The following is a 25406-nucleotide window of genomic DNA, read 5'->3' on the forward strand; positions in this document are numbered from 1 at the left end:
CAGATCAAAAGTCCCCAGCAGTCTTAAAAGAAGCAAGGAAGCACGTGAGTCAGGACCTGTACGACCTCCTCGGTGTCGCCCGCGACGCGGATGCCGACGCCATCAAGAAGGCCTACCGGCGCCTCGCCCGCCAGCTGCACCCCGACGTCAACCCCGACCCGGAGGCGCAGGAGCAGTTCAAGATGGTGACGGCCGCCTACGAGGTGTTGTCGGACCCGCAGAAGCGGTCGTCCTACGACCGCGGCGGCGACCCGTTCAGCGGCGGCTTCGGCGGCCAGGGAGCCGGCTTCTCCTTCACCGACATCATGGACGCGTTCTTCGGTGGCAACGCCGGGGGCGCGACCCGCGGGCCGCGCCCGCGCACCCGCCGCGGCCAGGACGCGCTGATCCGTCTCGAGGTCGATCTCGCCGAAGCTGCGTTCGGCGTCTCGCGCGAGCTCAAGGTCGACACCGCGATCCGCTGCACGACCTGCTCCGGTGATGGCGCCGCACCCGGCAGCCACCCGGTGCCCTGCGAGACCTGCCACGGACAGGGCGAGGTCGCCCACGTCCAGCGCTCGTTCCTCGGCGAGATCCGCACCCTGCGCCCGTGCCCGGCCTGCCGCGGCTTCGGCACCGTGATCCCCGACCCCTGCCGCGAGTGCGCGGGGGAGGGGCGTGTGCGGTCGCGCCGCACCCTCACCGTCAAGATCCCGGCCGGCGTCGACACCGGCACCCGCGTGCAGCTCAGCGAGCAGGGCGAGGTCGGTCCGGGCGGCGGTCCGGCCGGTGACCTCTACGTCGAGATCCTCGTCGCTCCGCACCCGACCTTCACCCGTCACGGCAACGACCTGCACTGCGTCGTCGGGGTCCCGATGACCGCCGCTGCACTGGGCACCACGCTCACGCTGCCCACGCTCGAGGCCGACCTGGCCGGCGCCGAGGGCGCGGCCGACTCGGGCCTGCAGACCTCCTTCGAGCTCGGCGTGCAGCCCGGCACCCAGTCCGGCCACGAGACGGTCGTCCGCGGTCAGGGTGTCCCCGGACTGCGCGGTGGTCGCGGCGACTTGATCGTCGCGATCGCTGTGGAGACGCCGACCAGGCTCGACGAGCGCCAGGAGGCGCTGCTGCGTGAGCTCGCCGAGGCCCGGGGCGAGGAGCAGCCCACCGGCCACGTGAAGGCGGCCCAGAAGTCGATGTTCGGTCGACTCCGCGACGCGTTCAACACCCACTGACCGACCGCGGTGGCGCGCCCTAGGCTGGCCCGGTGACCCTCCCGCAGCACCTCGTGCCGACCCTCGCCGGGGTCGCCGAAGGTCACACGGTCACGGTCGACGGTGACGAGGCCCACCACGCCGTCGTCGTACGGCGTCTGCGCGTCGGTGAGGCCGTCATGCTCGCCGACGGGGTCGGTCTCGTCGCGACCGGCGAGGTCAGCGCGACGACCAAGCGGTCCTTCGACGTGCGGGTGACCACGGTCGAATCCTTCCCGGCGCCCACCCCGGCGATCACGATCGTCCAGGCGCTGCCCAAGGGCGAGCGCGGCGAGCTCGCGGTCGAGGTGCTCACCGAGATCGGTGCCGCCCGGATCGTGCCGTGGGCCGCCGCGCGCAGCGTGGCGGTCTGGAAGGGCGAGCGGGCGGCCAAGTCGCACGCGAAGTGGCAGAGCACGGCCCGCGAGGCCGCCAAGCAGTCTCGTCGGTCGTGGCATCCCGAGGTCCCGACGCTGGCGACCACCGCCGACGTCGCTGCGCTCGTGCAGCAGGCCGACCTGGCGGTCGTGCTCCACGAGGACGCGACCGAGCCCCTCGGCGCCATCGCCGTCCCCGACCTCGGCGAGATCGTCGTCGTCGTGGGACCCGAAGGTGGGTTGACCGACGACGAGGTCGCCCTGCTCGTCGGGGCCGGCGCCGTCGCCTGCCGGCTCGGGTCCGAGGTGCTCCGCACGTCGACCGCCGGGGTCGCTGCTGTTGCCGCCTTGCTGGCGCGGACGTCACGCTGGGGTGGCTAGTAGCCCTTCGACCCGCTCGATCTCCTCGGCGAGCCCGTCGCGCTCGGTGGGAGTGAGCTCTCGCTGGAGCCGGTCGACGACGACCTTGTCGTCAACCACCCGCCAGATGCCGGTCAACCAGCCGTCGACGAAGACGGTGTTGCCGACGCCGCCGTTGGTGCCCATCCAGGACTTCCGCGCCTCGGGGTCGGTGACCCGGTCACGTCGCGCATGGGAGAGCCAGACATTGTCGTAGGTGCCGAGCAGCCGGACAGGAGCGGGCGTGTCGTCGTCGGCGATGGGCGCGTCGGCGAGGTCGAAGAGGACCTTGCCGTCCTCGTCCTCGTGGCGCACCAGGTCGTCCATCGCCTTGAGCACCGGCGCGAGCCCGGTGACGGCCGACCACGCGGTGACATCGGCGGCGGTCGCGGGACCGAAGGCGCGCAGGTAGCGGCGGACGAGTGCGGGCACGTCGGGCTCGCGCATCGGTACGCCGGTCCAGCGGTCGACGTAGTCGTAGACGACCCCGCCCGAGGCCTTCCAGCAACCACGAGGCGGCAGCTGGGCGAGGGGTGCGGCGCAGCGGGCGAGCTGACCGAGCTGGGTGGCGGGATAGGGGAAGCGCTCGGCGAGCTGCAGGCCGATGTCCTTCTGCGGGAGCGGCCCGCTCGCCAGCACCTCTTCCAATGCGGCCTCGACCGACGGCCGGTCGATCTCGCGGGCGGTGTCGATGGCCTGGCTCACCCGCACCTCCTGCTCGATCCGCGGCGTCACCCAGGTGCGCAGCACGGCCGCGTCGTCAGGCGTGAGCAGGTGGATGGTGCCGCGCATGGTCAGCAACCGGACCAGAGCCCGAGCCTCGATCTGCTTGCTCACCTCGCGCGGGTCGAAATCGGTGAGGCGGGCCGCGAGGGACAGGTAGGGAGGGAGGTTCTCCTGCGCCTGGAGCCCGATGAGGTGCTCCACCATCTCCTCGGGCGGCATCGCTGCCCGGGCAAGCAGGTGCTGACGGAGCAGCAGCGTGCGGTTCAGGGCCAGCCGAGTCAGACGCAGGGGCACGCGAAAGACACTAGTCTTCGCCTCGGACAGTGGGGGATCGAAGGAGGTGGCGGCGAAATGGCGCTGGTGCGACTGCCGGCCGTGCGACTGCCGGCCCTGGGGCAGCGGGTCCCAGACGGGATCGAGGGCCGCGACCCCGAATACATCCGGCGCATCCTGCCGCGCCTGTGGCTCGCGTTCGAGCTCTACTTCCGCGCGGAGGTCGACGGGTTCGAGAACGTGCCCGACGAGCCGGTGCTCTTCGTCGGCAACCACAGCGGCGGGGCGAGCGTGCCCGACACCTGGCTGTTCCTGCTCGCCTACAACACCTACTTCACCGTCGAGGGCCGACCGCTGATCGGCCTCGCCCACCGGATCATCACCGACACCCCGCTGATCGGTGACCTGGCGCGCAAGTTCGGGATGGTCAAGGCGGGTCCGCACCGCGCGCGCGAGGTGCTCGACCAGGGTGCCAATGTCCTGGTCTACCCCGGCGGTGACGTCGAGGCGCTGCGGCCTACGCGCGACCGCAACCGCATCATGTTCGACGGCCGCAAGGGCTTCCTCAAGCTGGCCCACGACGCGGGCGTGAAGATCGTCCCGGTCGTCGCGACCGGGGGCCAGGAGACCGTCTACATCTTCAATGACGGTCGCAAGACCGCGCAGGCGCTCGGCTTCGACAAGTACCTCCGCATCAAGTCGGTACCGATCACCCTCAGCTTCCCGTGGGGCTTCCTCCCCGGCGGTCTCCCGCACGTGCCGTTCCCGGCCAAGATCCGCATGCAGGTGCTGCCGCCGATCGACCTTCAGGAGAAGTTCGGCTCCGACCCCGACTGGGACGAGGCCTACGACTACGTCACCTCCACCATGCAGGTCGCCCTCTCGTCCCTGGCCGCGCGCACGATCCTTCCGGTGCTGGGCTGATGGCCACCACGGCGCGGGAGACGGTCGTCGTACGGCGTCCCTACGACGTCGTCGCGAAGGTGGCCACCGATCCCGGGGTGATGCTGCCGCTGGTCGCGGGCCTCGGTCGGTTCCAGTTCATCCGCGACGCGGGCGACGGCACCGAGGAGTGGGACATGTTCCTCGACATCGGCGCGATCCACGTCGGCGGCCGGGTGCAGGTCGTCAGCGAGTCTTCGACGATGCGCTGGCACTCGCTGCGCGGCACCCGCCACTCGATGCTCGTCGAGGTGAGCGACCACCCCGCCGGCGCCGAGGTGTCGATGGCCATGACGGTCCAGCTCGGGGGACTGGTGATGGGTCGGCTCGCCGAGCGGCTGGCCCGCAGCATCGCCGGGCGGCACCTCATCGCCGGTCTCGAGCAGCTCCGTCACCACCTGGAGTACGGCCCCACCGAGTAGGTCACGTGACCTGCTGACGTCTTTGTCGTTGGAGGTCCGTGCGCACTCGTCTCGCCGCGGCCGCCGTCCTCGCCGCCAGCGTCGCCCTCGTCAACCTCCCGTCGTCGCAGGCGCAGGCCGGCGCCAGCGGTCCGTCGTCCGCGCCGCGCTACCAGGAGTACGTCGCCCTGGGTGACTCCTGGTCGGCGGACGTGGTCTTCCTCAACGGGGACGGCCTGCCTGACACGACCTACGCGCCGATCGACTGCGCGCAGTCGCACACCAACTACCCCAAGCTGGTCGCGGCGCAGATCGGTGTGCCGACGTTCCGCGACGCCACCTGCGGGTCCGCGACGACCGACCACTTCGCGCACCCGCAGTCGCTCCCGCTCGGGGGGACCAACCCGCCGCAGTACGACCGGCTCACGCCGACTACCGACCTCGTCACCGTGGGCATCGGTGGCAACGATGCCGGCTTCGCCGGCGCGGCACTGGCGTGCATCAGCCTGCTGCCCATCGCGACGATCCCGATGGACCTGCTCCCGCTGCCCGACCTGCCGTTGCCCCTGATCTCGACCTCGACCCTCCCGGTCGGCGGCTGCAAGGAGTACTTCACCAGCGGCGGCGTGGATCGCCTCGCGCTGGCGATCGAGCAGTCCGAGGACAAGCTGGTCACGGCCTTCCAGGAGATCCACCGCCTCTCGCCCGAGGCTCGGATCCTCGCCGTCAACTACCTCGCGGCGATCCCGCGCAAGGGTTGCTGGCCGCTGGTCCCGATCACCAACAGCGACATGCGCTACCTCTACGACACCTTCGCCCAGCTCAACGCGATGGTCGCGCGGGCCGCGCGTCGCGGGGGTGCCGAGCTCGTCGACACCTACAGCCCGACCGTGGGTCACGACATCTGCAAGGGACCGCGGGTCCGCTACGCCGAGGCACTCGGCCCCTCGATCAACGACCCGGCGATCGGCGTCCCTGCCCACCCCAACGCGGCGGGTGCGCGGGCTCAGGCGCAGGCGGTCACCCGCTACTTGCGCAGGCACCCGTGACCTGGGGGCGACCGCATAGTTCAACTGGTACCGGGCGGTTCGGGCTCGTGCCGGCACTGACCACGAGATCCACCCTGGGGGGACGATGAACATCCGTCAGCTGATCGCACCTGTCGCGACGGCGCTCGCCTTCGGCGGCCTGGCCGCAGTGCCGGCGCCTGCGCACGCGACGACACCCGTGACCGTTCGGGTCATCGGTGTGCAGACCTACGGCGGATCGGCGACGTTCACCGGCAGCACCGGGAAGTCCGGGGTGACGGTCAGCGGCATCACCTGCACCGGCCTCGCCAGCGGCGATGCGATCGACCCGACGCTGCCGGCCCTGGGCGCCTACACGATCGACGGCGCCACCTGCAGCGGTGGCGTCCTCAGCGACCCCGAATACGTCATCGCCCGGTATGTCGGTGGTCGTCACCTCGTCAGCCGGGCCACCCTCACCGTGACGGCCGACAACAAGACGCGTGAGTTCCGCGACCCCAACCCGCCGCTGACCTACACCGTGACCGGCTTCCAGAACGGCGAGGACTCCTCGATCCTGACCGGCGCTCCCGCGCTGGCGACGACGGCCAAGCCCGAGTCGCAGGTGAGCAACCGCTACAACATCACCATCGCCAAGGACACGCTCTCCGCGGGCAACAACTACCTCCTGCGGCCCTTCGTCCCCGGCAAGCTGACGGTGACGCCCAAGTCGGTGATCGTCGCGGTGACCGGTGCCCAGGTCTACGGCGACGCGGCGCCGAAGTTCACCGGCGACTCCGGCTTCGACGGCATCTACGTCGGTGGCGTGACGTGCACGAAGCTGGCCGACGGTCGCGACATCGCGCCGACCCTGCCGGTGGCCAGCCGGCTCGACATCGACACCGACACGTGCTCGGGCGCGCAGCTGAGCGGGCGCAACTACGCCGTCGTGGGCTACTCCTCGGTCAAGTTCAACGTCCTCAAGGCACCGCTGACCCTCGCCGCCGAGCCGAAGTCGCGCTCCTACGGTGACGCCAACCCGGCGCTGACCTACACCGTCTCCGGCTACAAGAACGGCGACGACGCCTCGGCGCTGACCGGCACCGCATCCCTCACGACGACCGCCGACGCGATGAGCAACGTCGGGAGCTACCCGATCGACCTCGAGGCCGGCACGCTCGACGCCGACAACTACTACTTCACGTTCAACGACAGCACCCTCACGGTCAACAAGGCCCTGCTGACGGTGTCCGCCAACGCTGCGACGCGGGAGTACAGCGCACCGGACCCGACCTTCACGGCGAGCTACTCGGGCTTCAAGAACGGGGAGACCGCGGCGGTCCTGACCGGTGCTCCTGGCTTCAGCACGCCGGCGACGGTGTCGTCCAACCCGGGCAACTACCCGCTATTCATCAACGCCGGCACGCTGGCGTCGTCGAACTACGCGTTCGGCGGGTTCGCCGGAAACGTCCTCACGATCACCCAGACCAACGGCTACATCGAGACCAAGAAGATGACCAGCGACTACGTCCTGGAAGGCACCTTGACCTCGGGCCCGTCCCGCCGTCCGGTCGTCGGAGCGACGATCACCTTCCTCACCGGCACGGGCACCTCGGTGGCCTGCACGGCGACGACCGACTCCACGGGCAAGGCAACCTGCACGGTGAGCAACTTCAGCTACCGGAGCCAGATCGGCCTCGGAGGCTATCTCGCCCGCTTCGTCGGCAACGCCGGGGTCCGAGCGGTCGAGCAGCGCCAGCTCGCGCTGTAGTCGTCCCCCCAGGTTGTCATCAGCCACGTGCATCTACACCCGTGACTTGAGGGCGACCTAACCGTTGATTGCATGCCGGGCTTTTCGGGCAGTTGCCGGTGCTGAGCACGAAATTGCACCTGGGGGAGCGTTGAACATCCGTCACCTGATCGCACCGATCACCGGCGTCCTGGCACTCGGAGGCGTGGCCGCCCTGCCGGCGCCCGCGCACGCGACGACGGCCGTGGCCGTCCGCGTCAACGGCGTGCAGACCTACGGCGGCTCCGCCACCTTCGCCGGCACCGTCACCAAGTCCTCCGTGACGGTCAGCGGTGTCACCTGCACCGGCCTCACCGGCGGGGTGCCGATCGACGCGACCCTGGCGGCCGGCAACTACACGGTGGACGCGTCGACCTGCAGCGGCGGTGTCCTCAGCGACCCGGACTACGCCATCGGCAGGTACGACGGCATGCGCTTCATCGTCAACCCGGCTCCGCTGACGGTGACCGCCGACGACAAGACGCGCGAGTTCCGCGACCCCAACCCGCCGCTGACCTACACGGTGACGGGTTTCCGGAACGGCGACGACGCCTCGGTCCTGTCCGGTGCTCCGAGGATCACGACGAACGCGAAGGCCAAGTCCCAGGTCCGCTACACCTACAAGATCAACATCGCCGCCGGGTCTCTCTCGGCAGGCGGCAACTACCTGCTGCGGCCCTTCGTCTCCGGGATCATGACGATCACCCCCAAGCCGGTGATCGTCGCGGTGACGGGTGCCCAGGTCTACGGCGGTGCTCCCAAGTACACCGGCACCACCGGTTGGGACGGCATCTACGCCGGCGGCATGACGTGCACCAAGCTGGCTGACGGTCGCGACATCGCACCGACCCTGCCGGTGGCCAGCCGGCTCGACATCGACACGGACACGTGCTCGGGCGGCGAGGTAACGGGCGGCAACTACGAGGTCGTCGGCTACTCGTCGGTGAAGTTCAACGTGCTGAAGGCGCCGCTGACCCTGACCGCCGACCGCCAGTCGCGGACATATGGTGACGCCAACCCGCCGCTGACCTACACGGTGACCGGCTTCCAGAATGGTGAGGATGACTCCGTCCTCACCGGGGCCCCGTCCATCACGACGACCGCCGATGCGACGAGCACCGTCGGGAACTACCCGATCGACCTCGAGGCCGGCACCGTCGGTGCGCACAACTACTCCTTCACGTTCAAGGACAACACCTTGGTCGTGAGGAAGGCGCCGCTGGTGCTGTCCGCCGACGCCAAGTCGCGGACCTATGGCGACGCCAACCCGGCGCTGACCTACACCGCGACAGGTTTCCGCAACGGAGAGGACACCTCGGTCCTCACCGGGGCCCCGTCCCTGACGACCACCGCCGATGCGACGAGCAACGTCGGGACCTACCCGATCGACCTCGAGGCCGGCACGGTCGCTTCGGACAACTACTCCTTCAAGTTCAACGACAGCACCCTGACCGTCAGGAAGGCGCTGCTGGGGCTGACCGCCGACGCCAAGTCCCGGACCTACGGCGACGCCAACCCGGCGCTGACCTACACCGTCGCAGGATTCCGTAGCGGCGACGACGCCTCGGTCCTCACCGGTGCCCCGTCCCTGACGACGACCGCCGCTACGACGAGCAACGTCGGGACCTACCTGATCGACCTCGAGGCAGGAAGCCTCGCTGCGCAGAACTACTCGTTCGCTTTCACCGACAACGCGCTCACGGTCAGGAAGGCGCCGCTGGTGCTGACCGCCGACGCCAAGTCGCGGTCCTACGGTGCCGCCAACCCTGCGCTGACCTACACGGTCGCTGGGTTCCGCAACGGTGACGACGCGTCGATCCTCATCGGGGCGCCCTCGGTGACGACGACCGCGGCGCCGGCGAGCAACGTCGGGTCCTACCCGATCGACCTCGAGCTCGGCTCCCTCGCTGCCTACAACTACTCCTTCACGTTCAACGACAACACGCTCACCGTCACCAAGGCGACGTTGGCACTGACCGCCGACCCGAAGTCGCGGACCTATGGCGACGCCAACCCGGCGCTGACCTACACGGTGGCGGGGTTCCGCAACGGCGACGACGCGTCCGTCCTCACGGGGACCCCGTCCCTCACGACGACCGCTGGTGCGACGAGCAACGCGGGGAGCTACCCGATCGACCTCGAGGCCGGCACGCTCGCTGCGCAGAACTATGCGTTCTCGTTCACCGACAGCGCGCTCACGGTCAACAAGGCCCTGCTGACGGTCGCCGCCAACCTGGCGACGCGGGAGTACAGCGCACCGGACCCGGCCTACACCGTCACCTACTCGGGCTTCCGCAACGGCGACACCGCCGCGGTGGTGACCGGTGCTCCTGGCTTCACCACGCCGGCGACGGTGTCGTCCTACCCGGGCAACTACCCGTTGTTCGTCAACGCCGGCACTTTGTCGTCGACGAACTACGCCTTCGGCGGCTTCGCCGGGAGCATCCTCACGATCACCCAGACCTCCGGCTTCCTCGAGACCAAGAAGATGACCAGCGCCGGAGTCCTCGAGGCGACCCTCACCTCGGGCCCGTCGAGGCGCCCGGTCGAGGGAGCGACGATCACGTTCTACTCCGGCAACTCCAACTCGATCGCCTGTACGGCGGTGACCGACGCGACCGGCAAGGCGACGTGCACCGTCACCAACGCCGGCCACCTCAACCAGATCGAGCGGGACGGCTACCTTGCCCGCTACGTCGGCAACGCAGGCGTCAACGCGATCGAGAAGCGGCAGGCGGCCTAGACCGCTTCGACCGAGGGCTACTCGACGACGATCGTCTTGGAGTCCTCGGTCGGTCCGCCACCTTCGCCCCCCGACGGGTCGTCGGTGAGTGCGACGAACGTGTAGGTGCCGGGGTCGAGGTCGCTGACGTCGACGTCGGTCTGCCACGGGTAGAGGTGCTCGGCCCAGCCCTCCGCGGTGGAGAAGCCCTGCTTCACGACCGCGCCCGACTCGTCCTCGATCTGCCACGGCACCGTGGCCTCGAACGAACTGGCCTCGCCGCTCGCGGTGAACGAGCCGCTGACCGTCGCACCCTCCGCGGGGGCAAGGACGTTGACGAGCGCACGGACGTCGAGCGAGGGGGCCGGGCTCGCCGTACCCTCGACACCGAGGAAGGTGGTGTGCTCGCCGTCGAGGTAGAAGTCGACGCCGCCGGTCGCGCCCTCGATGTCGCCGTCGTCGGCCTGCGAGAGCAGCGTGTAGGCGAGCTGCTGCACGGCGAGCTCCGCATCGGCCTTGGACATGCCCGCCGGGCGCTCGACCCACTGCGCGTCGGTGAGGCTGAGTGCGTAGTAGCCGTCCTCCCCGGTGCCGTCGAAGCCGATGTCGGTCTCGAGGCTGTCTGCGGGGACGAGGGTGCGGTAGTCCTGGTCGGCAACGTCGCCGGCCATCAGGAGCGCCAGCGACTCGCCCGGAGGGTTGTCGGCCTCGACCGCGCGCTCCTCGGCGTAGAGGCGGGGTCCCTGCGGGGTGTCGCCGACGAAGAAGACCGCCACGTCGGTCGTGGTCGTGGAGGTCTCCGTGGTCTCCGTCGTGACCGGGTCGGTCGGCGTCGCAGCGGTGGACTCGCTGGGCGAGTCGGACTGCGCGGCCGGGCTGGTGGCCGGGTCGTCGGCCTTGGTCGGCTCGTCGTCGCCGCACGCCGAGAGCACGAGAGCCGAGAGCGCCGCGGTGACGGCGAGGGGGAAGGTGTGGCGCTTCATGGTTCGATCCTCCGGGTCGTAGTGCTTCAGCGGACGGTGATCGTCCGCGTGTCCTCGAAAACGTCGGGATAGTCGTCGCTGGTCTGGCCGACCTCGGAGACCGACACGACGAAGGTGTAGGTGCCGGGCTCGAGGCCGGCGAGGTCGATGACGCCGGTCTCCCACCCGGGCGCGCCGAGCGTGGCGCGTGCGTCGGGGCCGGTGATGTCGATGGGCGTCGCGCGGCCCTGGCGTACGACGACCTCGTCCGGGGCGTTGCTGTAGAGGATCCAGCTCACGCGGGCCACGTCGTCGGCCATCGTGCCGTTGGCCTCGAGAACGCCGGTCACGGCGAGGTGCTCGCTCGGGTCGGTGATGTTCACCGGCGCGGCGATGTCGTGGTTGCGGTCGCGGTCGACGAGCGCCGCCACCTTCACGCCGAGCACGGTGCGCGCCGGCGCGCCGTCCCAGACGAACGCCACGGGGAGGGTGGCCCCGAGGGCGGCTTCGGCGGTGTAGACGGCCTGCTGGACGCCGTACCGTCCGAGCGCGGTGGTCTCGGTGCTGGTGAGCGCAGCGGGCGTGCCGAGGGCGACCACGACGCGGTCGTCGGTGACCTCCACGCCGGCGAAGGATCCCTTCGGCCACAGCGTGTCGTAGTCGGGGTCGCGCGGACCGGTGTCGACGGTCAGCCGCTGCAGCGCGTTGAGGACCTTCTCGCTCGGGTCGGAGGTGCGGCCGACGGCCTGGAACTCGCGGTAGAGCCGCGGGCCGGCGGTCGTGCTGCCGAGGTAGTAGATGCCTGCGGCGGCCGTGGTGGGTCCGTCGCCGGGGCCGCTGCTGGCGACGGGGGTGTCCTCGGGAGACTGCTCGTCCCCGAGCGTGTTGACGACGATGCCCGCGGTGACGACCGTGGCCGCGACGGCACCGGCGCCGACGAGGAGCGGTGCCCACCGACGTGAGCGGGTGGGGCGAGTGCGCGTACGGCGGCGTACCTCTCCCAGCCGGTCGGCGGGCTCGACGTCGGACACGGCGTCGTGGAGCAGCGCGCGCAGCTCGTCGTCCCTGCGGTCAGGGCTCAGGTCGCTCATTGATCGGTCCTCAGGTCCGGTCCGAGATCTTCGAGTATCGGTCGCAGCGCGGCCGCACCGCGGGAGGCGTGGCTCTTCACCGCGCCGCGGCTGATGCCGAGGGTCTCGGCGATCTCCGCCTCGGAGAGGTCCAGGTAGTAGCGCAGCGCGAGCACCTCGCGCTGGCGTCGGGGGAGCTGTTGAAGCGCGTCCAGGACCATGCGCCGACGGCTGTCGACGATCACGGGTCGATCGGCGCCGGGCATCGTGTCGGGCGCGCTCTGCCTGGCCAGGTAGCGGCTGACGACGCCGCGGTGGCGCAGCGCGGAGCGCGAGCGGTTGACCACAGCTTGGCGCAGGTAGGCCAGCGCCTTCTGCTGGTCGGTGAGCCGGTCCCACTTCTGGTGCACTGCCACCAGGGCGTCCTGCACGATCTCCTCGGCCATGCCCTGGTCGTGCACCAGCAGCACGGAGAGGCGGACCAGCGGGGCCCAGTGCGCCAGGTAGAGAGCCTCGACGCCCGCGTCGGCGTCGGTGTCGACGCCGCTCTCCGGGCGCGCGTCGGTCACGCCCAGCCCCCACGAGGGGTGGGCTGCGATCCCGACAGTCGCCGCATAGGTGGTCACGCTAGTTGCACGCGCCAGCAGGCCGTCCGGTTGACGTCGGCGTGCCTTGATTTGGGAGAGTGGCGACGTGACCTCTCCCACAGACCCCGACTGCCTGTTCTGCAAGATCGCAGCGGGCGACATCCCGGCGACGATCGTCCACGAGTCGGAGACGACGGTCGCGTTCCGCGACCTCAATCCGCAGGCGCCGACCCACGTGCTGGTCATCCCGCGCAGCCACTACCCCAACGCCGCCACCCTCGCCCAGGGCGAGCCGGCCACTGCCGCCCACCTCTTCGACGCGGCTCGGGAGATCGCCGCGCTGGAGGGGATCGACGGACCCGACGGCGGCTACCGGATGGTGTTCAACACCGGCGCAGCGGCGCACCAGACCGTCTTCCACGCCCACCTGCACGTGTTGGGCGGGCGGCTGATGACCTGGCCGCCGGGCTGACCAGTCAGACGTTGAAGGCGACCCTGAGCACGGCGAAGAGCACGGGGAGCGCGAAGACGAGGAGCAGGAGCCACGCCGCGATCCGGTGGTAGGGCTTGGCGCCGTCGAGCGAGCCGGCGAAGTCGAGCAGCGCTCCGTCGGGCACGTGGTGGGTGAGCCCCATCAGCCGAGCTTCCTCCGGCAGGTGCTGACCGGGGAACCAGTCGGGGTCGGCCGCGTCGTCGGCGAGCTCGACCGGCTCGTCGTCGTGGTCGTCGCGCGGCGTCATGTGCTCACGGTACGCGGGCGCCGGGCACAACTCGGCGAGGTGCGGTGTGGATTAACTCGGTCTGCTCCGATGTTGTCTCGGCGTAGCATGGACAGGCACCATCACCGCACCAGAGAGGCCGCCCGACCAGGGCAAGGATGACCACCACACCCACGCACCAGACGCGACACACCGTTGTGGTGCCCACCAGCATCAACATGGTCAGCCTGCTCGGCCCCGGTGACGAACACCTCGCCATGATCGAGCGCGGTTTCGGCTGCGAGATCCACGTGCGCGGCAATCGCATCACGCTCCACGGCGACCCGGGCGAGGTCGCGCTGGCCGAGCGGCTCCTCGACGAGCTGGTCGCCATCATCCGCACCGGCCAGGGCGTCACGACCGAGACCGTCGAGCGGGTCGCGAGCATGCTCCGCGCGGAGACCACCGAGCGCCCGGCCGACGTGTTGTCGCTTAACATCTTGAGCAACCGAGGTCGCTCGATCCGACCGAAGACGGTCAACCAGAAGCGCTACGTCGAGGCGATCGACAAGCACACGATCACCTTCGGGATCGGCCCGGCGGGCACCGGCAAGACCTACCTCGCGATGGCCAAGGCCGTACAGGCGCTGCAGTCCAAGTCGGTCAACCGGATCATCTTGTCGCGGCCGGCGGTGGAGGCGGGGGAGAAGCTCGGCTTCCTGCCCGGCACGCTGAGCGAGAAGATCGACCCCTACCTGCGGCCGCTCTACGACGCTCTCCACGACATGATCGACCCCGAGACGATCCCCAAGCTGCTGGCCGCCGGCACGATCGAGGTCGCGCCGCTGGCCTACCTCCGGGGCCGCTCGCTCAACGACTCCTTCATCGTGCTCGACGAGGCGCAGAACACCACGCCCGAGCAGATGAAGATGTTCCTCACCCGGCTCGGGTTCGGGTCGAAGATCGTCGTCACCGGTGACGTGACCCAGGTCGACCTCCCGTCCGGCACCCAGTCGGGGCTGCGGATCGTCGAGGAGATCCTCGACGGTGTCGAGGACCTCACGTTCCAGCGGTTGACCGCCCAAGACGTCGTCCGCCACAAGCTGGTCGGGCGGATCGTCGAGGCCTACGACCAATACGACGCCGCTCGCGAGGACGGTCGGCAGGTCGCCCCGGTGGCGCGGCCCCAGCGTCCCCGTGGATGATTCCCTCGTGACGATTGAGGTCCTCGACGAGTCCGGCTCCGGCATCGACGTGAAGCACCTGGCGCGGTTGAGCCGTTTCGTGATGGACCAGATGCGCGTCCACCCCGAGGCCGAGCTCTGCATCAAGGCGGTCGACGAAGCCACCATCGCCCAGCTCAACGAGCAGTGGATGGAGAAGGAGGGGCCGACCGACGTGCTCGCCTTCCCGATGGACGAGCTGCGCCCGGGCCTGGTCACCGAGGAGCCCGAGGAGGGAGTCCTCGGCGACCTCGTCCTGTGCCCGACGATTGCCGAGCGCCAGGGGGAGGCGGCCGGTCACGGCACTCTCGCCGAGCTCGAGCTGCTCACGGTCCACGGGATCCTCCACCTCCTCGGCTACGACCACGCCGAGCCCGAGGAGCACCAGGAGATGTTCGGTCTGCAGGACCAGCTCCTCGCCGAGTGGCGCTCCGCCGCGACGGCCTGACGATGTCCACAGGCGACGTCTGGTTGCTCGCCGCCGCCGGCGTGCTGGTCGTGCTGGCGGGTCTCTTCGCTGCGGCCGATGCCGCGCTCGGTGGCTTCTCCCGCGCCCGCGCGGGCGAGCTGGAGAGCGAGCCACGGCCGGGCGCGAAGCGGCTGGTCGTCGTCCTCGACGATGCGCCGCCCTACCTCAACACGGCGCTCTTCCTCCGCACGCTGTGCGAGATCGCGGCGATCGTCATCGTCACGGTGCTGGTCACCGAGCTCGTCGACGCGTCCTTCTGGGGTCGGGTCGGCATCGCCACGGGCGCGATGCTCGTCGTGTCCTTCGTGGTCGTGGGAGTGGCGCCGCGGACCCTCGGCAAGCAGCACGCCGATGTGGTGGCGCTGTGGTCGGCCTGGCCGCTGTGGGCGCTCACCAAGCTGCTCGGGCCGTTCCCCCAGCTGCTCATCCTGATCGGCAACGCGATCACCCCGGGACGCGGGTTCCGCGAGGGACCGTTCTCGACGGAGACCGAGCTGCGCGAGCTCGTCGACATCGCCGAGGCCTCGGCGGTGATCGAGTCCGAGGAGCGCAAGATGATCCACTCGGTCTTCGAGCTGGGCGACACGACCGTGCGCGAGGTGATGGTGCCGCGCGGTGACGTCGTCTACATCGAGACCTACAAGAACCTGCGCCAGACCATGTCGCTCTTCCTCCGGTCCGGCTACTCCCGCGTGCCGGTCATCGGCGAGAACCTCGACGACATCCGCGGCTTCGCCTACCTCAAGGACGTCGTCCGCCGCGACTTCGAGGCGCCCGACGTCGAGCTGACCCAGCGGGTCGAGGAGATCATGCGCCCCACGGTGTGGGTGCCCGACTCCAAGCCGGTCGACGACCTGCTGCGCGAGATGCAGGCGCGCCGGCAGCACGTCGCCGTCGTCGTCGATGAATACGGCGGCACCGCCGGCCTGATCACGATCGAGGACCTCCTCGAGGAGATCGTCGGCGAGATCACCGACGAGTACGACGCCGAGCAGGTCGAGGTCGAGCAGCTCGGCGACGGGGAGGTGCGGGTGTCCTCGCGCTACCCGATCGACGACCTCGACGAGATCTTCGGCTTCGACGTCGAGGAGGAGGACATCGACTCGATCGGCGGCCTGATGGCCAAGCACCTCGGCAAGGTGCCGATCCCCGGATCGGTCGTCGAGTGCCACGGTCTGCGCTTCGAGGCCGAAGAGGCCGCAGGCCGCCGCAACAAGGTCGGCACCGTGCGGATCCGGCTCCTCGGCCTCGCCGACGAGGTCGACGGCGCCGCTGGTTGAGGTGCGACGAGCGCCAGCGAGGAGCCCCGAAACCAAGGCGCGATCCCCGCTGGGATAATCGGCGCATGCCCGATCTCTCGACCGAGGACTCCAAGCTCGTCACCCTCGCCCGCGCGACCCGCGCCCGCATCGGCGCGGCCGAAGGCGCGGCCGTGCGCGACACCGACGGACGCACCTACGCCGCGGCCACGGTGGACCTGCCCTCGCTGCAGCTCTCAGCCGTCCAGGCGTGCGTGGCGATGGCGGTCGCGTCCGGATCTGCAGGGGTCGACGCGTGCGTGCTCCTCGGCGACGCCGGGTCGGTGAGTGACTCCGATCGCGCGGTCCTCGGCGACTTCGGCGGAACTGCTGGCGTCCTGCTGCACGTGGGGGACCCTCGCGGCACCATCGCAGAGTCGGTCACGATCGCTCGCGTGTGACGGGACAGGGTGTACCGCGATCTCGGGAAAATCGGTAACCGGTTCGTCCCTTTTGCGAGGTAACTTCTGGGCATGCCGGACCGCGCTTGGGAGGGTCATGCCGGGGCTGTCGCACGCCTCGCGGAGTCCTACGCGGCCATCGCACCCGGCGAGCCGGTTCGCCTCGCCAAGCAGACCACCAACCTGTTCCGGGCCCGAGCAGCCAGCACTGCTCCGGGTCTTGACGTCAGCGGGCTGACCGGGGTCATCGAGGTCGTCCCGCGACCTGCCAGCGGTGCTCCGGTCGCCGAGGTGCAGGGCATGTGCACCTACGAGGATCTCGTCGACGCGACCCTGGCGCACGGGCTGATCCCGAAGGTCGTCCCGCAGCTGCGCACGATCACCTTGGGCGGCGCGGTCACCGGGCTCGGCATCGAGTCGACCAGCTTCCGCAACGGGCTTCCCCACGAGTCGGTGCTCGAGATGGACGTCTTCACCGGCGCCGGCGAGGTGGTCACGGTGCGGCCCGGAGACGACTTGTTCGACGCGTTCCCCAACTCCTACGGGAGCCTCGGCTACGCGACCCGGCTGCAGATCGAGCTCGAGCGGGTGCCGTCCTACGTGGCTTTGCGGCACCTCCGCTTCGACGACGCCGGACTGCTGGCGAAGACGATCGAGGAGATCACCCACACGAGGACCTATGACGGCCAGCCGGTCGATGGGCTCGACGGGGTGGCCTTCGCGCCGGGGGAGTACTACCTGACGCTGGCTCGCTGGACCGACGACGTTGGTTCCGAGGCTCGTCAGCTCGCACCTCAACCAGCGCCGTCGGACTACACCGGCCAGCGGGTCTACTTCCGGTCGCTCCAGGACCGCTCGACCGACCTGCTGACGACCTACGACTACCTGTGGCGTTGGGACACCGACTGGTTCTGGTGCTCGGGGGCTTTCTACGCCCAGCACCCGGTCGTGCGCCGGGTGTGGCCGGCCACCAAGCGTCGCTCCGACGTCTACATGCGGCTCCTCAAGCTCGACCGCAGGTTCGCGATCGCCGACCGTCTCGACCGACGTGCCGGTCGGCCGCTGCGGGAACGGGTGGTGCAGGACATCGAGGTGCCCGTCGAGCGATTGCCAGAGTTCCTCGACTGGTTCGACGCCGAGGTCGGCATGCGGCCGGTGTGGCTCTGCCCGCTCGTCGCCCAGCGCTCCTGGACCGCCTACCCGCTCCAGCCGGGCAGCACCTACGTCAACGTCGGCTTCTGGGGCACCGTCCACGTCGGTCCCGAGGCCGTGCACTCGCCGCGCAACCGCGCGATCGAGGCGAAGGTCCACGAGCTCGGCGGACACAAGAGCCTCTACTCCGACGCGTTCTACGACCCCGAGACCTTCGACCGGCTCTACAACGGGCCGGCCCTAGCGGCGGTGAAACGTCGCTACGACCCTGATGACCGACTGACCTCGCTCTACGACAAGGCCGTGAGGAGCCGCTGATGACCCAGAGCACGATGACCCGCAAGCTCACCATCGCCGAGGCATTCGACAGCCTCATGCGCGAGCCACTGCCGTTGCGCATCACCGCCTACGACGGCAGCGGGGCCGGCCCCGAGGACGCGCCCTACCGCTTCCACGTCGCCACCGAGCGGGGCCTGAACTACCTGATGAGCTCCCCGGACCCCGATCTCGGCATGGGACGGGCCTATGTCTCGGGCGACCTCCAGCTCTTCGGCACCCACCCGGGGGACCCCTACGAGGCGCTGCGGGTACTCAAGGCCGGCGTCAAGTTCCGCCGCCCGAGTCCCGCGGAGCTACTGCACATCGTGCGCTCGCTCGGCATCAGCCACCTGCTCCCCCCGACGCCGCCCGCCGAGGAGGCCCCCTCCAAGGTGCGCCGCCTCCTCGAGGGCGTGCGCCACAGCCTCACGCGCGACGCCGAGGCGATCCATCACCACTACGACGTCTCCAACCGTTTCTACGAGCTGGTCCTCGGCCCGTCGATGACCTACACGTGCGCGGTCTTCCCCCACGAGGCGGCGACGCTGGAGGAGGCGCAGGCCGCCAAGTACGACCTCGTCGCCCGCAAGCTCGACCTCCGGTCGGGCCAGCGGCTGCTCGACCTCGGGTGCGGGTGGGGCGGCATGGTGCGCCACGCCGCCAAGGAGTACGGCGTGAAGGCGCTCGGCGTCACGCTGTCCGAGCAGCAGGCCGTGTGGGCGCAGGAGGAGATCAAGCGCCAGGGGCTCGACCACCTGGCTGAGGTCCGCCACCTCGACTACCGGCTCATCGAGGAGGGCGACTTCGACGCGGTGAGCTCGATCGGACTCACCGAGCACATCGGCGTGCGCAACTACCCGTCCTACTTCGGCTTCGTCAAGGACAAGCTCAAGCCCGAGGGGCGGCTGCTCAACCACTGCATCACCCGGGCCAACAACCATCAAGACACCAAGCCCGGGGAGTTCATCGACCGCTACGTCTTCCCCGACGGGGAGCTCGCCGCGCCGGGGCTCTTGGTCAGTGCCGTGCACGACGCCGGCTTCGAGGTGCACGACGTCGAGAACATCCGCGTGCACTACGCGCGCACGCTCGCCGGCTGGTGCGCCAACCTCGCCGAGCACTGGGACGAGTGCGTGGCCGAGGTGGGGGAGAACGCCGCACGTGTGTGGGGTCTCTACATGGCGGGCTCCCGGTTGGCCTTCGAGCTCAATGAGATCCAGCTCCACCACATCTTGGCCGCGAAGGTGGGTGACGAGGGCTCCAACGGGTTCCCTCTACGTCCGACCTGGTGACCTGCACGAAAATTCCTGGGACCTTCTACCCGGTTTTCCGGACGGCGGACCACTCGCGGTGGAAGAGTCCGAACGTCCTGGGGGAAATGGTCAGCCGTGTCGTCCGTCGGCGCGGTCCGAATGTTTCGGGAGCTGTGTGATGAGCGTTGCTCGCACATCAAAGTCGGCGTCATTTCTTCTGGCTGGAGCCATGGCGGCGTTCTTCGTGCCCGCCGCGCCCTGGCAGGCGGCAGCCACACCGCCACCGCTCGGCAGCACCTGCACGATCGAGGGCACAACCGGCCCTGACACCCTCGACGGCACTGCGGCCGCCGACGTCATCTGCGGCTACGGCGGTGACGACACGATCGACGGCTTGGGTGGCGACGACCTGATCATCGGAGGTGCCGGCGACGACAACCTCCTCGGCGGCGACGGCATCGACGACATCCGCGGCAACGGCGGCACGGACACCCTCACCGGCAACGCCGGCAACGACCTCCTCTACGGCGACGGCGGCAACGACAGCGTCGACGGCAGCGAGGACGACGACACCGTCACCGGCGGGCCGGGCGACGACACCCTCACGGGCGGCCTGGGCGCCGACACGCTCTGGGGCCAGGCCGGGATCGACACCGGCAATGGCGGTGACGGCGCCGACAAGATCGACGGCGGCGGCGACGCCGACGTGCTCCACGGCAACGTGGGTGCCGACCAGGTCACGGGCGGCACCGGCGACGACGACCTCTACGGCGACGAGGACGACGACGTCCTGCGCGGCGGCACCGGCAACGACGACCACTTCGGCGGCGTCGGCAACGACACCGTCTACGACCAGGACGGGGTCGGTTTCGTCGACACCGTGTCGTGCGGCGACAGCGCCAGTGACATCGCGTACGTCGACACCTTCGACTCGGTCAACGTCGACTGCGAGACCAAGAAGGCCATCGACAGGGACGACCCGGTGGCGGTCAACGACACCAAGACGGTGATCGAGGACGCGGGCCCGCGCATCATCGAGGTGCTCGCCAACGACACCGACACCGACGGCGGGGCGATCCGGATCACCGCGGTGTCCAACGCGACCCACGGCACGGTGAGCCTCCCCGCGAGCAAGAAGCGCGTCACCTACGAGCCGGACCCCGACTACTGCAACACGCCTCCGGGCACGGCGCCCGACACCTTCACCTACACGCTCTCGCCGGGCGGCTCGATCGGGACCGTCTCGGTCAAGGTCGCCTGCCGCGCTGACAACCCGACGGCCAGCGACGACACCGACACGGTGCTCGAGGACGACCCGGCCACGACAATTGACGTGCTGGCCAACGACAGCGACCCGGATGGCGTCGGCCTCGTCATCGACACCGTCACTCAGCCGACCAACGGCACCGTGGTGAAGACGAACGGCGGGGCGGACCTCACCTACGAGCCGAACGCCGACTACTGCAACGACGGTCTGACGACCGACGACTTCGACTACACCCTCACCAACGGTGGCGACACCGGCACGGTGCAGGTGACCGTCACCTGTGTGCAGGACGACCCGGTGGCGAGCAACGACACCAAGACCGTGCTCGAGGACGCCTCGGCCACCACGATCGACGTACTGGCCAATGACTCGGACGCCGACGGCGACGCCTTCTCGATCACCTCGACGACCGACCCTGCCAACGGCACAGTGGCGGTCACCAACGCTGGGGCCGACCTGACCTACACGCCCGACGCGGACTACTGCAACGACCCGCCGGGCAACACGCCCGACACCTTCGACTACACCCTCACCCCGGGCGGTGCCACGGGGACGGTCGAGGTCACGGTCACCTGCGTCAACGACGACCCGGTCGCCGACGACGAGTCGTTCGCGACCGCGATCGGCAACACCGTCTTCGTGGTCGACGACCCGACCGACGCGGCGCCGTCGGAGAGTGGCCCGCACAAGACCATCACCGGCGACATCCTCGACGGCGACACCGACATCGACAGCGCCGGCCCGCTGACCATCACGGCGGAGACGGTCGCGAGCGCCGATGGCGGCAGCGCCGTCATCGAGGCCGACGGCGACTTCGTCTTCACCCCGAAAGCGGGCACCAGCTGCACCGACCACACCGACTCGTTCGACTACGAGGTCAACGACGGTGACGGCGGCACGGGCGCCGGCACGGTGACGATCACGATCGCCAACTGCGTCTGGTACGTGAAGAACAACGCTGCCGCCGGCGGCACCGGTGTCTCGAGTGGCCCGTTCGACACGATCACCGAGGCCGAGACGGCATCGCTCGCCGGCGAGACGATCTTCGTCTACAACGGCGACAGCACGAGCAACGGCTACGGCGGCGACGGGCTGGTGCTGAAGAACAACCAGCAGCTCATCGGCGAGTACGTCGGCCTGACGGTCGGCGGCGACACGCTGGTCGCCCCCAGCGCGTTCTTCCCGCCGATCCTCACCGCGACCAACGCCGACGTGATCACCCTGGCGTCCGGGAACACCCTCGCCGGGCTCCTCCTCGACCCCAACGGCACCGGCGGCGGCATCGCCGGCGGCGTCGGCGACAACGGCGGCACCGTCACGAAGGTCAAAGTGTCCGATGAGGGCACCGCGGGCACGCAGCCGATGGTCGAGCTCGACGGCGTGTCCGGCACGTGGAACCTCAGCGGCATCAGCGGCGACAACCACTTCGCGACCGGGCTGACGTCCGGATCGGTCGGCCTCCGCCTCAACAACACCACCGGCAGCATCTCTATCATCGACGTCGACCTCACCCCCGACCCGTTCGAGAACAACTCGTTCATCACGGGGGGCGCGAAGGTGGTTGACGCGACGAACGCACAGGCCGTCTCCGGCAAGATGTTCGCCCGAGCCGAGAGCTCCACCACGGGCGGCGTCACGTGGTCGAACGTCTCGGCCAATGCGGGCACGGGCATGAACTTCACGGGCGTCCAGGTCACGACGGCGGGCGGCACCGGCTTCTCGGCAACTTCCTCGGGGCCGATCACCATCGGTAGCAACAGCTCCATCGTCAACACCAACGGTCGCGCCCTCGTCGTGCAGAACACGACGATTGCCGCGGGCAACATCGCGTTCCAGAAGGTCTCCTCGACCGGCGGCGACGTCGGCATCTTGCTCGACAACACCGGCAACCTGGGCCGCCTGACGGTGGCCGGCACCGGCGGCACCTGCACCAACGCCGACACTTCGGGTTGCTCGGGCGGCACCATCACGGGCCAGACGGGTGCGGACAGCTCGTCGGCGACGCCGGGCGGCACGGGCATCGTGCTGAACAACACGTTGAACCCTTCCTTCGTCAGGATGTGGATCCACGGCGTCTCCAACTACGGCATCCGCGGCACCAACGTCGCCGGGTTCACGCTCAACAACTCGGTGATCAACGGGCTCAACGGCGACTCGCTTGTCAACGACGACGCCAGCGCTCGATTCACCAACCTCACGGGCACCGTCAACGTGCTCTCGAGCTTCTTCAGCGGCGGCTACACCGACAACCTGGCGATCGAGACCACATCGGGGAGCGCCACCGTGACGATGAGTGTCGTCACCTTCGGGACGAGCGCCGCCGACACGTCTGCCCCGCGCAACGACGCGCTGCGGGTGGAGACCACTCCGGCGGCCAGCGCGCTGTCGCTCGCCGTCACCAACTCCGCGTTCCAGAACGCGGCCGGCGACCTGCTCAGCTTCGACCACAACGGCACGGGCACAGGTTCAGTGACGCTGGGTGGGAACACGTTCAGCGACAGTAACCCGGCGATCTCGACCGGCGGTGGCGGGGTGTCGCTCTTCCAGGGCGGCGGCACCGGGGCCACGACCATGACGATCAACAACAACACCTTCCGCGACGCGGTCGGCTATGGCGTGCTGATCTCCAAGTCGACGCCGGGTGCCTCGACGATGTCCGGCACTTTCCAGAACAACACCATCGGGGTCAGCGGCACCGCCAACTCCGGGTCGAGGGAAGGCTCCGCGCTCAAGATCCAGAACATCGGCGGTGGCTCCGTCTCGTGGACGATCAACAGCAGCAACCAGATCTACGGCTACAACAACTACGGGATCGAGGTTCAGGCCGGCGGTGGCGCGTCGGCGCAGTCCGGTCAGATCAACGCGACGATCAGCGGCAACACGATCGCCGAGGCCGGCAACACGGCCGGGACGATCGGTATCCCGAAGAACGGCGTCCACGCCAACATCGGGACGGTCTCGGGCGACACCTTCCAGGCCTGCCTCGACGTAAAGACCAACACGCTCGACCAGAGCGGCGCCGACGCCGTGCCTCCGACCATCGGGTCGAAGGACGTCCGTTACCGGCAGCGCCAGAGCACCACGATCCTCGTGCCCGGCTACGCCGGCGCTCCTAACGACAACATCGCCCTCCAGACCTACGTCGACTCGCTGAACTCCGGCACGGTCGACGTACTGGCGAGCAACACGCACCCGACCGGCGGCGGATTCCAGACGGCTGCCGCGTGCCCGACGTGATGACGACCATCAACAGAGAGAGGGGGAGGGATGGCTGAGCCGTTCCTGTCCGAGATCAAGCTGGTCTCGTTCAACTTCCCGCCGAAGGGCTGGGCGTTGTGCAACGGGCAGTTCCTGCCGATCAACCAGAACCAGGGGTTGTTCGCCCTGCTGGGCACGACCTACGGGGGCAACGGGCAGACGACCTTCGCGCTGCCCAACCTGCGTGGCCGGGTCCCGCTCCACATGGGCAACGGGCACACGCGGGGCGAGGCCGCGGGTTCGACGTCGGTCACGATCAACGTGCAGCAGCTGCCGACCCACACCCACAACGTCCGCGGATCGTTGACGGCCACAGGCGGCACGGCGACCCCCAACGGCAACTTCCTGGGAGGTGCCAACAACGCCTACCGCAACGGCCCGCCCACGACCACCCTCAGCCCGACGATGATCAGCAGCGTCGGGGGCAGCCAGCCGCACAACAACATGGCGCCCTACCTGGTGCTTAACTTCATCATCGCCCTGCAGGGCATCTACCCGAGCCAGAACTTCTGAGGGGCGCGCCGACATGACTGCCTATGTAGGCGAGATCCGGATGTTCGCCGGCAACTTCCCCCCGAACGGATGGGAGTTCTGCGAGGGCCAGACCCTGCCGATCGCGGAGAACGAGGTGCTCTTCCAGTTGATCGGCACCACCTATGGCGGTGACGGTGAGGAGACGTTCAACCTGCCGAACCTCCAGAGCAGGTTCCCGATGCACATGGGCACCGGGCCCGACGGGACGACGTACCAGCTGGGTGAGATGGCGGGCACCGAGCAGGAAACGCTGACGACCCAGCAGATCCCCAACCACACCCACGCGTTCGGCGCGGTCGACGCGCAGCCGGGCAACCAGGTGGCGCCGACCAACAACGTGCCGGCGCTCTCGCTCAACGTGGTGCCGTTCATCAACGACGCCACGAGCGGCAACTTCAATGCCCAGATGATCCAGCCCGCCGGTGGCAGCCAACCGCACGAGAACATGCAGCCCTTCCTCTGCATCAACTTCATCATCTCGCTGTTCGGCATCTACCCGAGTCAGACCTGAGGTAGGAGCGACATGTCCGACCAGTTCCTTGCGGAGATCCGCATCTTCCCCTTCAACTTCCCCCCGACCGGGTGGGCCTTCTGCGACGGGCAATTGATGCCGCTCTCGCAGAACACCGCACTCTTCTCGTTGCTCGGCACCACCTACGGCGGCGACGGCAAGTCCACCTTCGCGCTGCCGGACCTTCAAGGCTGCGTACCCATGCACCCGGGACAGGGGCAGGGCCTGAGCCTGCGCGACCTCGGAGAGACCAGTGGCGTCGAGGCGGTGACCTTGTTGCAGTCCGAGATGCCCTTCCACAACCACGCGGCGGCGGCCGACGTGATCGACCTCGCCGACACGAGCACGCCCAACCCGGGGGCGGTCTACGCGCTGTCGGCGGGCGGCACGCTCTACCAGACGACCGGCAACACCGACCTCAACAACGAGACGCTCACGCTGGCGGGCGGCAGCCTGCCGCACAACAACATGCAGCCCTACCTGACGCTCAACTTCTGCATCGCCCTCCAGGGCATCTTCCCGCAGCGGCACTGAGCA

At 69.3% G+C, this 25406-nt stretch carries 23 protein-coding genes; 18 read left to right on the top strand and 5 right to left on the bottom strand.

What is annotated here, in order from left to right; translation table 11 throughout:
- The first annotated feature begins 44 nt into the window (after window positions 1-44).
- Both dnaJ and F0U44_RS15800 read left to right on the top strand, forming a co-directional pair.
- Entirely contained in the window at window positions 45-1214 is a 1170-nt protein-coding gene (dnaJ, locus tag F0U44_RS15795; protein ID WP_149729321.1) for a molecular chaperone DnaJ, read from the top strand.
- A gap of 32 nt (window positions 1215-1246) precedes the next feature.
- Complete coding sequence (locus tag F0U44_RS15800; protein ID WP_149729322.1) at window positions 1247-1990, top strand: 16S rRNA (uracil(1498)-N(3))-methyltransferase; 744 nt, start codon at window positions 1247-1249, stop codon at window positions 1988-1990.
- Here F0U44_RS15800 and F0U44_RS15805 read toward each other — a convergent pair.
- Window positions 1973-3028, bottom strand: a complete 1056-nt coding sequence (locus F0U44_RS15805) for a winged helix DNA-binding domain-containing protein (protein ID WP_149729323.1) — start codon at window positions 3026-3028, stop codon at window positions 1973-1975. The genes F0U44_RS15800 and F0U44_RS15805 overlap by 18 nt on opposite strands.
- 57 nt (window positions 3029-3085) lie before the next feature.
- Here F0U44_RS15805 and F0U44_RS15810 point away from each other — a divergent pair, with 57 nt between their 5' ends.
- From F0U44_RS15810 to F0U44_RS15830, 5 genes are all read left to right on the top strand, one after another.
- Window positions 3086-3931, top strand: coding sequence for a 1-acyl-sn-glycerol-3-phosphate acyltransferase (locus F0U44_RS15810; RefSeq protein WP_149729324.1), 846 nt, complete (start codon window positions 3086-3088; stop codon window positions 3929-3931).
- Complete coding sequence (locus tag F0U44_RS15815) at window positions 3931-4371, top strand: hypothetical protein (protein WP_149729325.1); 441 nt, start codon at window positions 3931-3933, stop codon at window positions 4369-4371. Before F0U44_RS15810 ends, F0U44_RS15815 begins: the two co-directional genes overlap by 1 nt.
- Before the next feature lie 38 nt (window positions 4372-4409).
- Window positions 4410-5399 carry an SGNH/GDSL hydrolase family protein gene (locus F0U44_RS15820; RefSeq protein WP_149729326.1) on the top strand — a complete coding sequence of 330 codons (990 nt, stop codon included), beginning with the start codon at window positions 4410-4412 and terminating at the stop codon, window positions 5397-5399.
- A gap of 85 nt (window positions 5400-5484) precedes the next feature.
- On the top strand, window positions 5485-7128 hold the full coding sequence (locus F0U44_RS15825) for an MBG domain-containing protein (RefSeq protein WP_149729327.1): 1644 nt from the start codon (window positions 5485-5487) through the stop codon (window positions 7126-7128).
- 130 nt (window positions 7129-7258) lie between these two features.
- Window positions 7259-9889, top strand: coding sequence for an MBG domain-containing protein (locus F0U44_RS15830; RefSeq protein WP_149729328.1), 2631 nt, complete (start codon window positions 7259-7261; stop codon window positions 9887-9889).
- Between the two features lie 17 nt (window positions 9890-9906).
- On the opposite strand, the gene F0U44_RS15835 is transcribed toward F0U44_RS15830, so the two are convergent.
- The 3 genes from F0U44_RS15835 to F0U44_RS15845 are packed head-to-tail and all read right to left on the bottom strand — an operon-like array spanning window position 9907 to window position 12469.
- A complete protein-coding gene (locus tag F0U44_RS15835) occupies window positions 9907-10851 on the bottom strand; it encodes a Gmad2 immunoglobulin-like domain-containing protein (RefSeq protein ID WP_149729329.1) in 945 nt (314 codons plus the stop codon).
- Window positions 10852-10877: 26 nt separating this feature from the next.
- Window positions 10878-11921, bottom strand: a complete 1044-nt coding sequence (locus tag F0U44_RS15840) for a GerMN domain-containing protein (RefSeq protein WP_149729330.1) — start codon at window positions 11919-11921, stop codon at window positions 10878-10880.
- Window positions 11918-12469 carry a SigE family RNA polymerase sigma factor gene (locus F0U44_RS15845; RefSeq protein WP_246160534.1) on the bottom strand — a complete coding sequence of 184 codons (552 nt, stop codon included), beginning with the start codon at window positions 12467-12469 and terminating at the stop codon, window positions 11918-11920. Before F0U44_RS15845 ends, F0U44_RS15840 begins: the two co-directional genes overlap by 4 nt.
- Window positions 12470-12593: 124 nt before the next feature.
- Between F0U44_RS15845 and F0U44_RS15850 the strand changes: the two genes are divergently transcribed.
- Entirely contained in the window at window positions 12594-12959 is a 366-nt protein-coding gene (locus F0U44_RS15850; protein ID WP_149729332.1) for a histidine triad nucleotide-binding protein, read from the top strand.
- Window positions 12960-12963: 4 nt separating this feature from the next.
- Here F0U44_RS15850 and F0U44_RS15855 read toward each other — a convergent pair whose 3' ends face one another.
- Window positions 12964-13227: a hypothetical protein gene (locus F0U44_RS15855; RefSeq protein ID WP_149729333.1), complete on the bottom strand. Its 264-nt coding sequence runs from the start codon at window positions 13225-13227 to the stop codon at window positions 12964-12966.
- 137 nt (window positions 13228-13364) lie between these two features.
- Between F0U44_RS15855 and F0U44_RS15860 the strand changes: the two genes are divergently transcribed.
- From F0U44_RS15860 to F0U44_RS15905, 10 genes are all read left to right on the top strand, one after another.
- The gene (locus tag F0U44_RS15860; protein WP_149729334.1) at window positions 13365-14390 is read left to right on the top strand and encodes a PhoH family protein; all 1026 of its coding nucleotides are present in this window, start codon (window positions 13365-13367) and stop codon (window positions 14388-14390) included.
- A gap of 7 nt (window positions 14391-14397) precedes the next feature.
- Window positions 14398-14856 (top strand): rRNA maturation RNase YbeY, encoded by a 459-nt coding sequence (ybeY, locus tag F0U44_RS15865; RefSeq protein WP_149729335.1) that lies wholly within the window; start codon window positions 14398-14400, stop codon window positions 14854-14856.
- 2 nt (window positions 14857-14858) lie between these two features.
- A complete protein-coding gene (locus F0U44_RS15870) occupies window positions 14859-16157 on the top strand; it encodes a hemolysin family protein (RefSeq protein ID WP_149729336.1) in 1299 nt (432 codons plus the stop codon).
- A gap of 65 nt (window positions 16158-16222) precedes the next feature.
- Window positions 16223-16576, top strand: a complete 354-nt coding sequence (locus F0U44_RS15875; RefSeq protein WP_149729337.1) for a cytidine deaminase-like protein — start codon at window positions 16223-16225, stop codon at window positions 16574-16576.
- A gap of 72 nt (window positions 16577-16648) precedes the next feature.
- Entirely contained in the window at window positions 16649-18046 is a 1398-nt protein-coding gene (locus F0U44_RS15880; RefSeq protein WP_149729338.1) for an FAD-binding oxidoreductase, read from the top strand.
- Window positions 18046-19338, top strand: a complete 1293-nt coding sequence (locus tag F0U44_RS15885; protein ID WP_149729339.1) for an SAM-dependent methyltransferase — start codon at window positions 18046-18048, stop codon at window positions 19336-19338. Before F0U44_RS15880 ends, F0U44_RS15885 begins: the two co-directional genes overlap by 1 nt.
- A gap of 190 nt (window positions 19339-19528) precedes the next feature.
- Window positions 19529-23803 (top strand): beta strand repeat-containing protein, encoded by a 4275-nt coding sequence (locus F0U44_RS15890; protein WP_149729340.1) that lies wholly within the window; start codon window positions 19529-19531, stop codon window positions 23801-23803.
- 30 nt (window positions 23804-23833) lie between these two features.
- On the top strand, window positions 23834-24337 hold the full coding sequence (locus F0U44_RS15895) for a phage tail protein (RefSeq protein ID WP_149729341.1): 504 nt from the start codon (window positions 23834-23836) through the stop codon (window positions 24335-24337).
- Window positions 24338-24350: 13 nt separating this feature from the next.
- Entirely contained in the window at window positions 24351-24869 is a 519-nt protein-coding gene (locus F0U44_RS15900) for a phage tail protein (RefSeq protein WP_149729342.1), read from the top strand.
- A gap of 12 nt (window positions 24870-24881) precedes the next feature.
- Window positions 24882-25403, top strand: a complete 522-nt coding sequence (locus F0U44_RS15905) for a phage tail protein (protein WP_149729343.1) — start codon at window positions 24882-24884, stop codon at window positions 25401-25403.
- The last annotated feature ends 3 nt before the right edge of the window (window positions 25404-25406 follow it).

The sequence above is a fragment of the Nocardioides humilatus genome, assembly GCF_008373755.1.
Taxonomy (GTDB): domain Bacteria; phylum Actinomycetota; class Actinomycetes; order Propionibacteriales; family Nocardioidaceae; genus Nocardioides; species Nocardioides humilatus.

Coding starts and splice junctions, on each gene's coding strand:
- F0U44_RS15810 (WP_149729324.1), top strand. CDS start 3,086: ATGGCGCTGGTGCGACTGCCGGCCGTGCGACTGCCGGCCCTGGGGCAG.
- F0U44_RS15815 (WP_149729325.1), top strand. CDS start 3,931: ATGGCCACCACGGCGCGGGAGACGGTCGTCGTACGGCGTCCCTACGAC.
- F0U44_RS15825 (WP_149729327.1), top strand. CDS start 5,485: ATGAACATCCGTCAGCTGATCGCACCTGTCGCGACGGCGCTCGCCTTC.
- F0U44_RS15835 (WP_149729329.1), bottom strand. CDS start 10,851: ATGAAGCGCCACACCTTCCCCCTCGCCGTCACCGCGGCGCTCTCGGCT.
- F0U44_RS15840 (WP_149729330.1), bottom strand. CDS start 11,921: ATGAGCGACCTGAGCCCTGACCGCAGGGACGACGAGCTGCGCGCGCTG.
- F0U44_RS15855 (WP_149729333.1), bottom strand. CDS start 13,227: ATGACGCCGCGCGACGACCACGACGACGAGCCGGTCGAGCTCGCCGAC.
- F0U44_RS15860 (WP_149729334.1), top strand. CDS start 13,365: ATGACCACCACACCCACGCACCAGACGCGACACACCGTTGTGGTGCCC.
- F0U44_RS15870 (WP_149729336.1), top strand. CDS start 14,859: ATGTCCACAGGCGACGTCTGGTTGCTCGCCGCCGCCGGCGTGCTGGTC.
- F0U44_RS15875 (WP_149729337.1), top strand. CDS start 16,223: ATGCCCGATCTCTCGACCGAGGACTCCAAGCTCGTCACCCTCGCCCGC.
- F0U44_RS15880 (WP_149729338.1), top strand. CDS start 16,649: ATGCCGGACCGCGCTTGGGAGGGTCATGCCGGGGCTGTCGCACGCCTC.
- F0U44_RS15885 (WP_149729339.1), top strand. CDS start 18,046: ATGACCCAGAGCACGATGACCCGCAAGCTCACCATCGCCGAGGCATTC.
- F0U44_RS15890 (WP_149729340.1), top strand. CDS start 19,529: ATGGCGGCGTTCTTCGTGCCCGCCGCGCCCTGGCAGGCGGCAGCCACA.
- F0U44_RS15895 (WP_149729341.1), top strand. CDS start 23,834: ATGGCTGAGCCGTTCCTGTCCGAGATCAAGCTGGTCTCGTTCAACTTC.
- F0U44_RS15900 (WP_149729342.1), top strand. CDS start 24,351: ATGACTGCCTATGTAGGCGAGATCCGGATGTTCGCCGGCAACTTCCCC.
- F0U44_RS15905 (WP_149729343.1), top strand. CDS start 24,882: ATGTCCGACCAGTTCCTTGCGGAGATCCGCATCTTCCCCTTCAACTTC.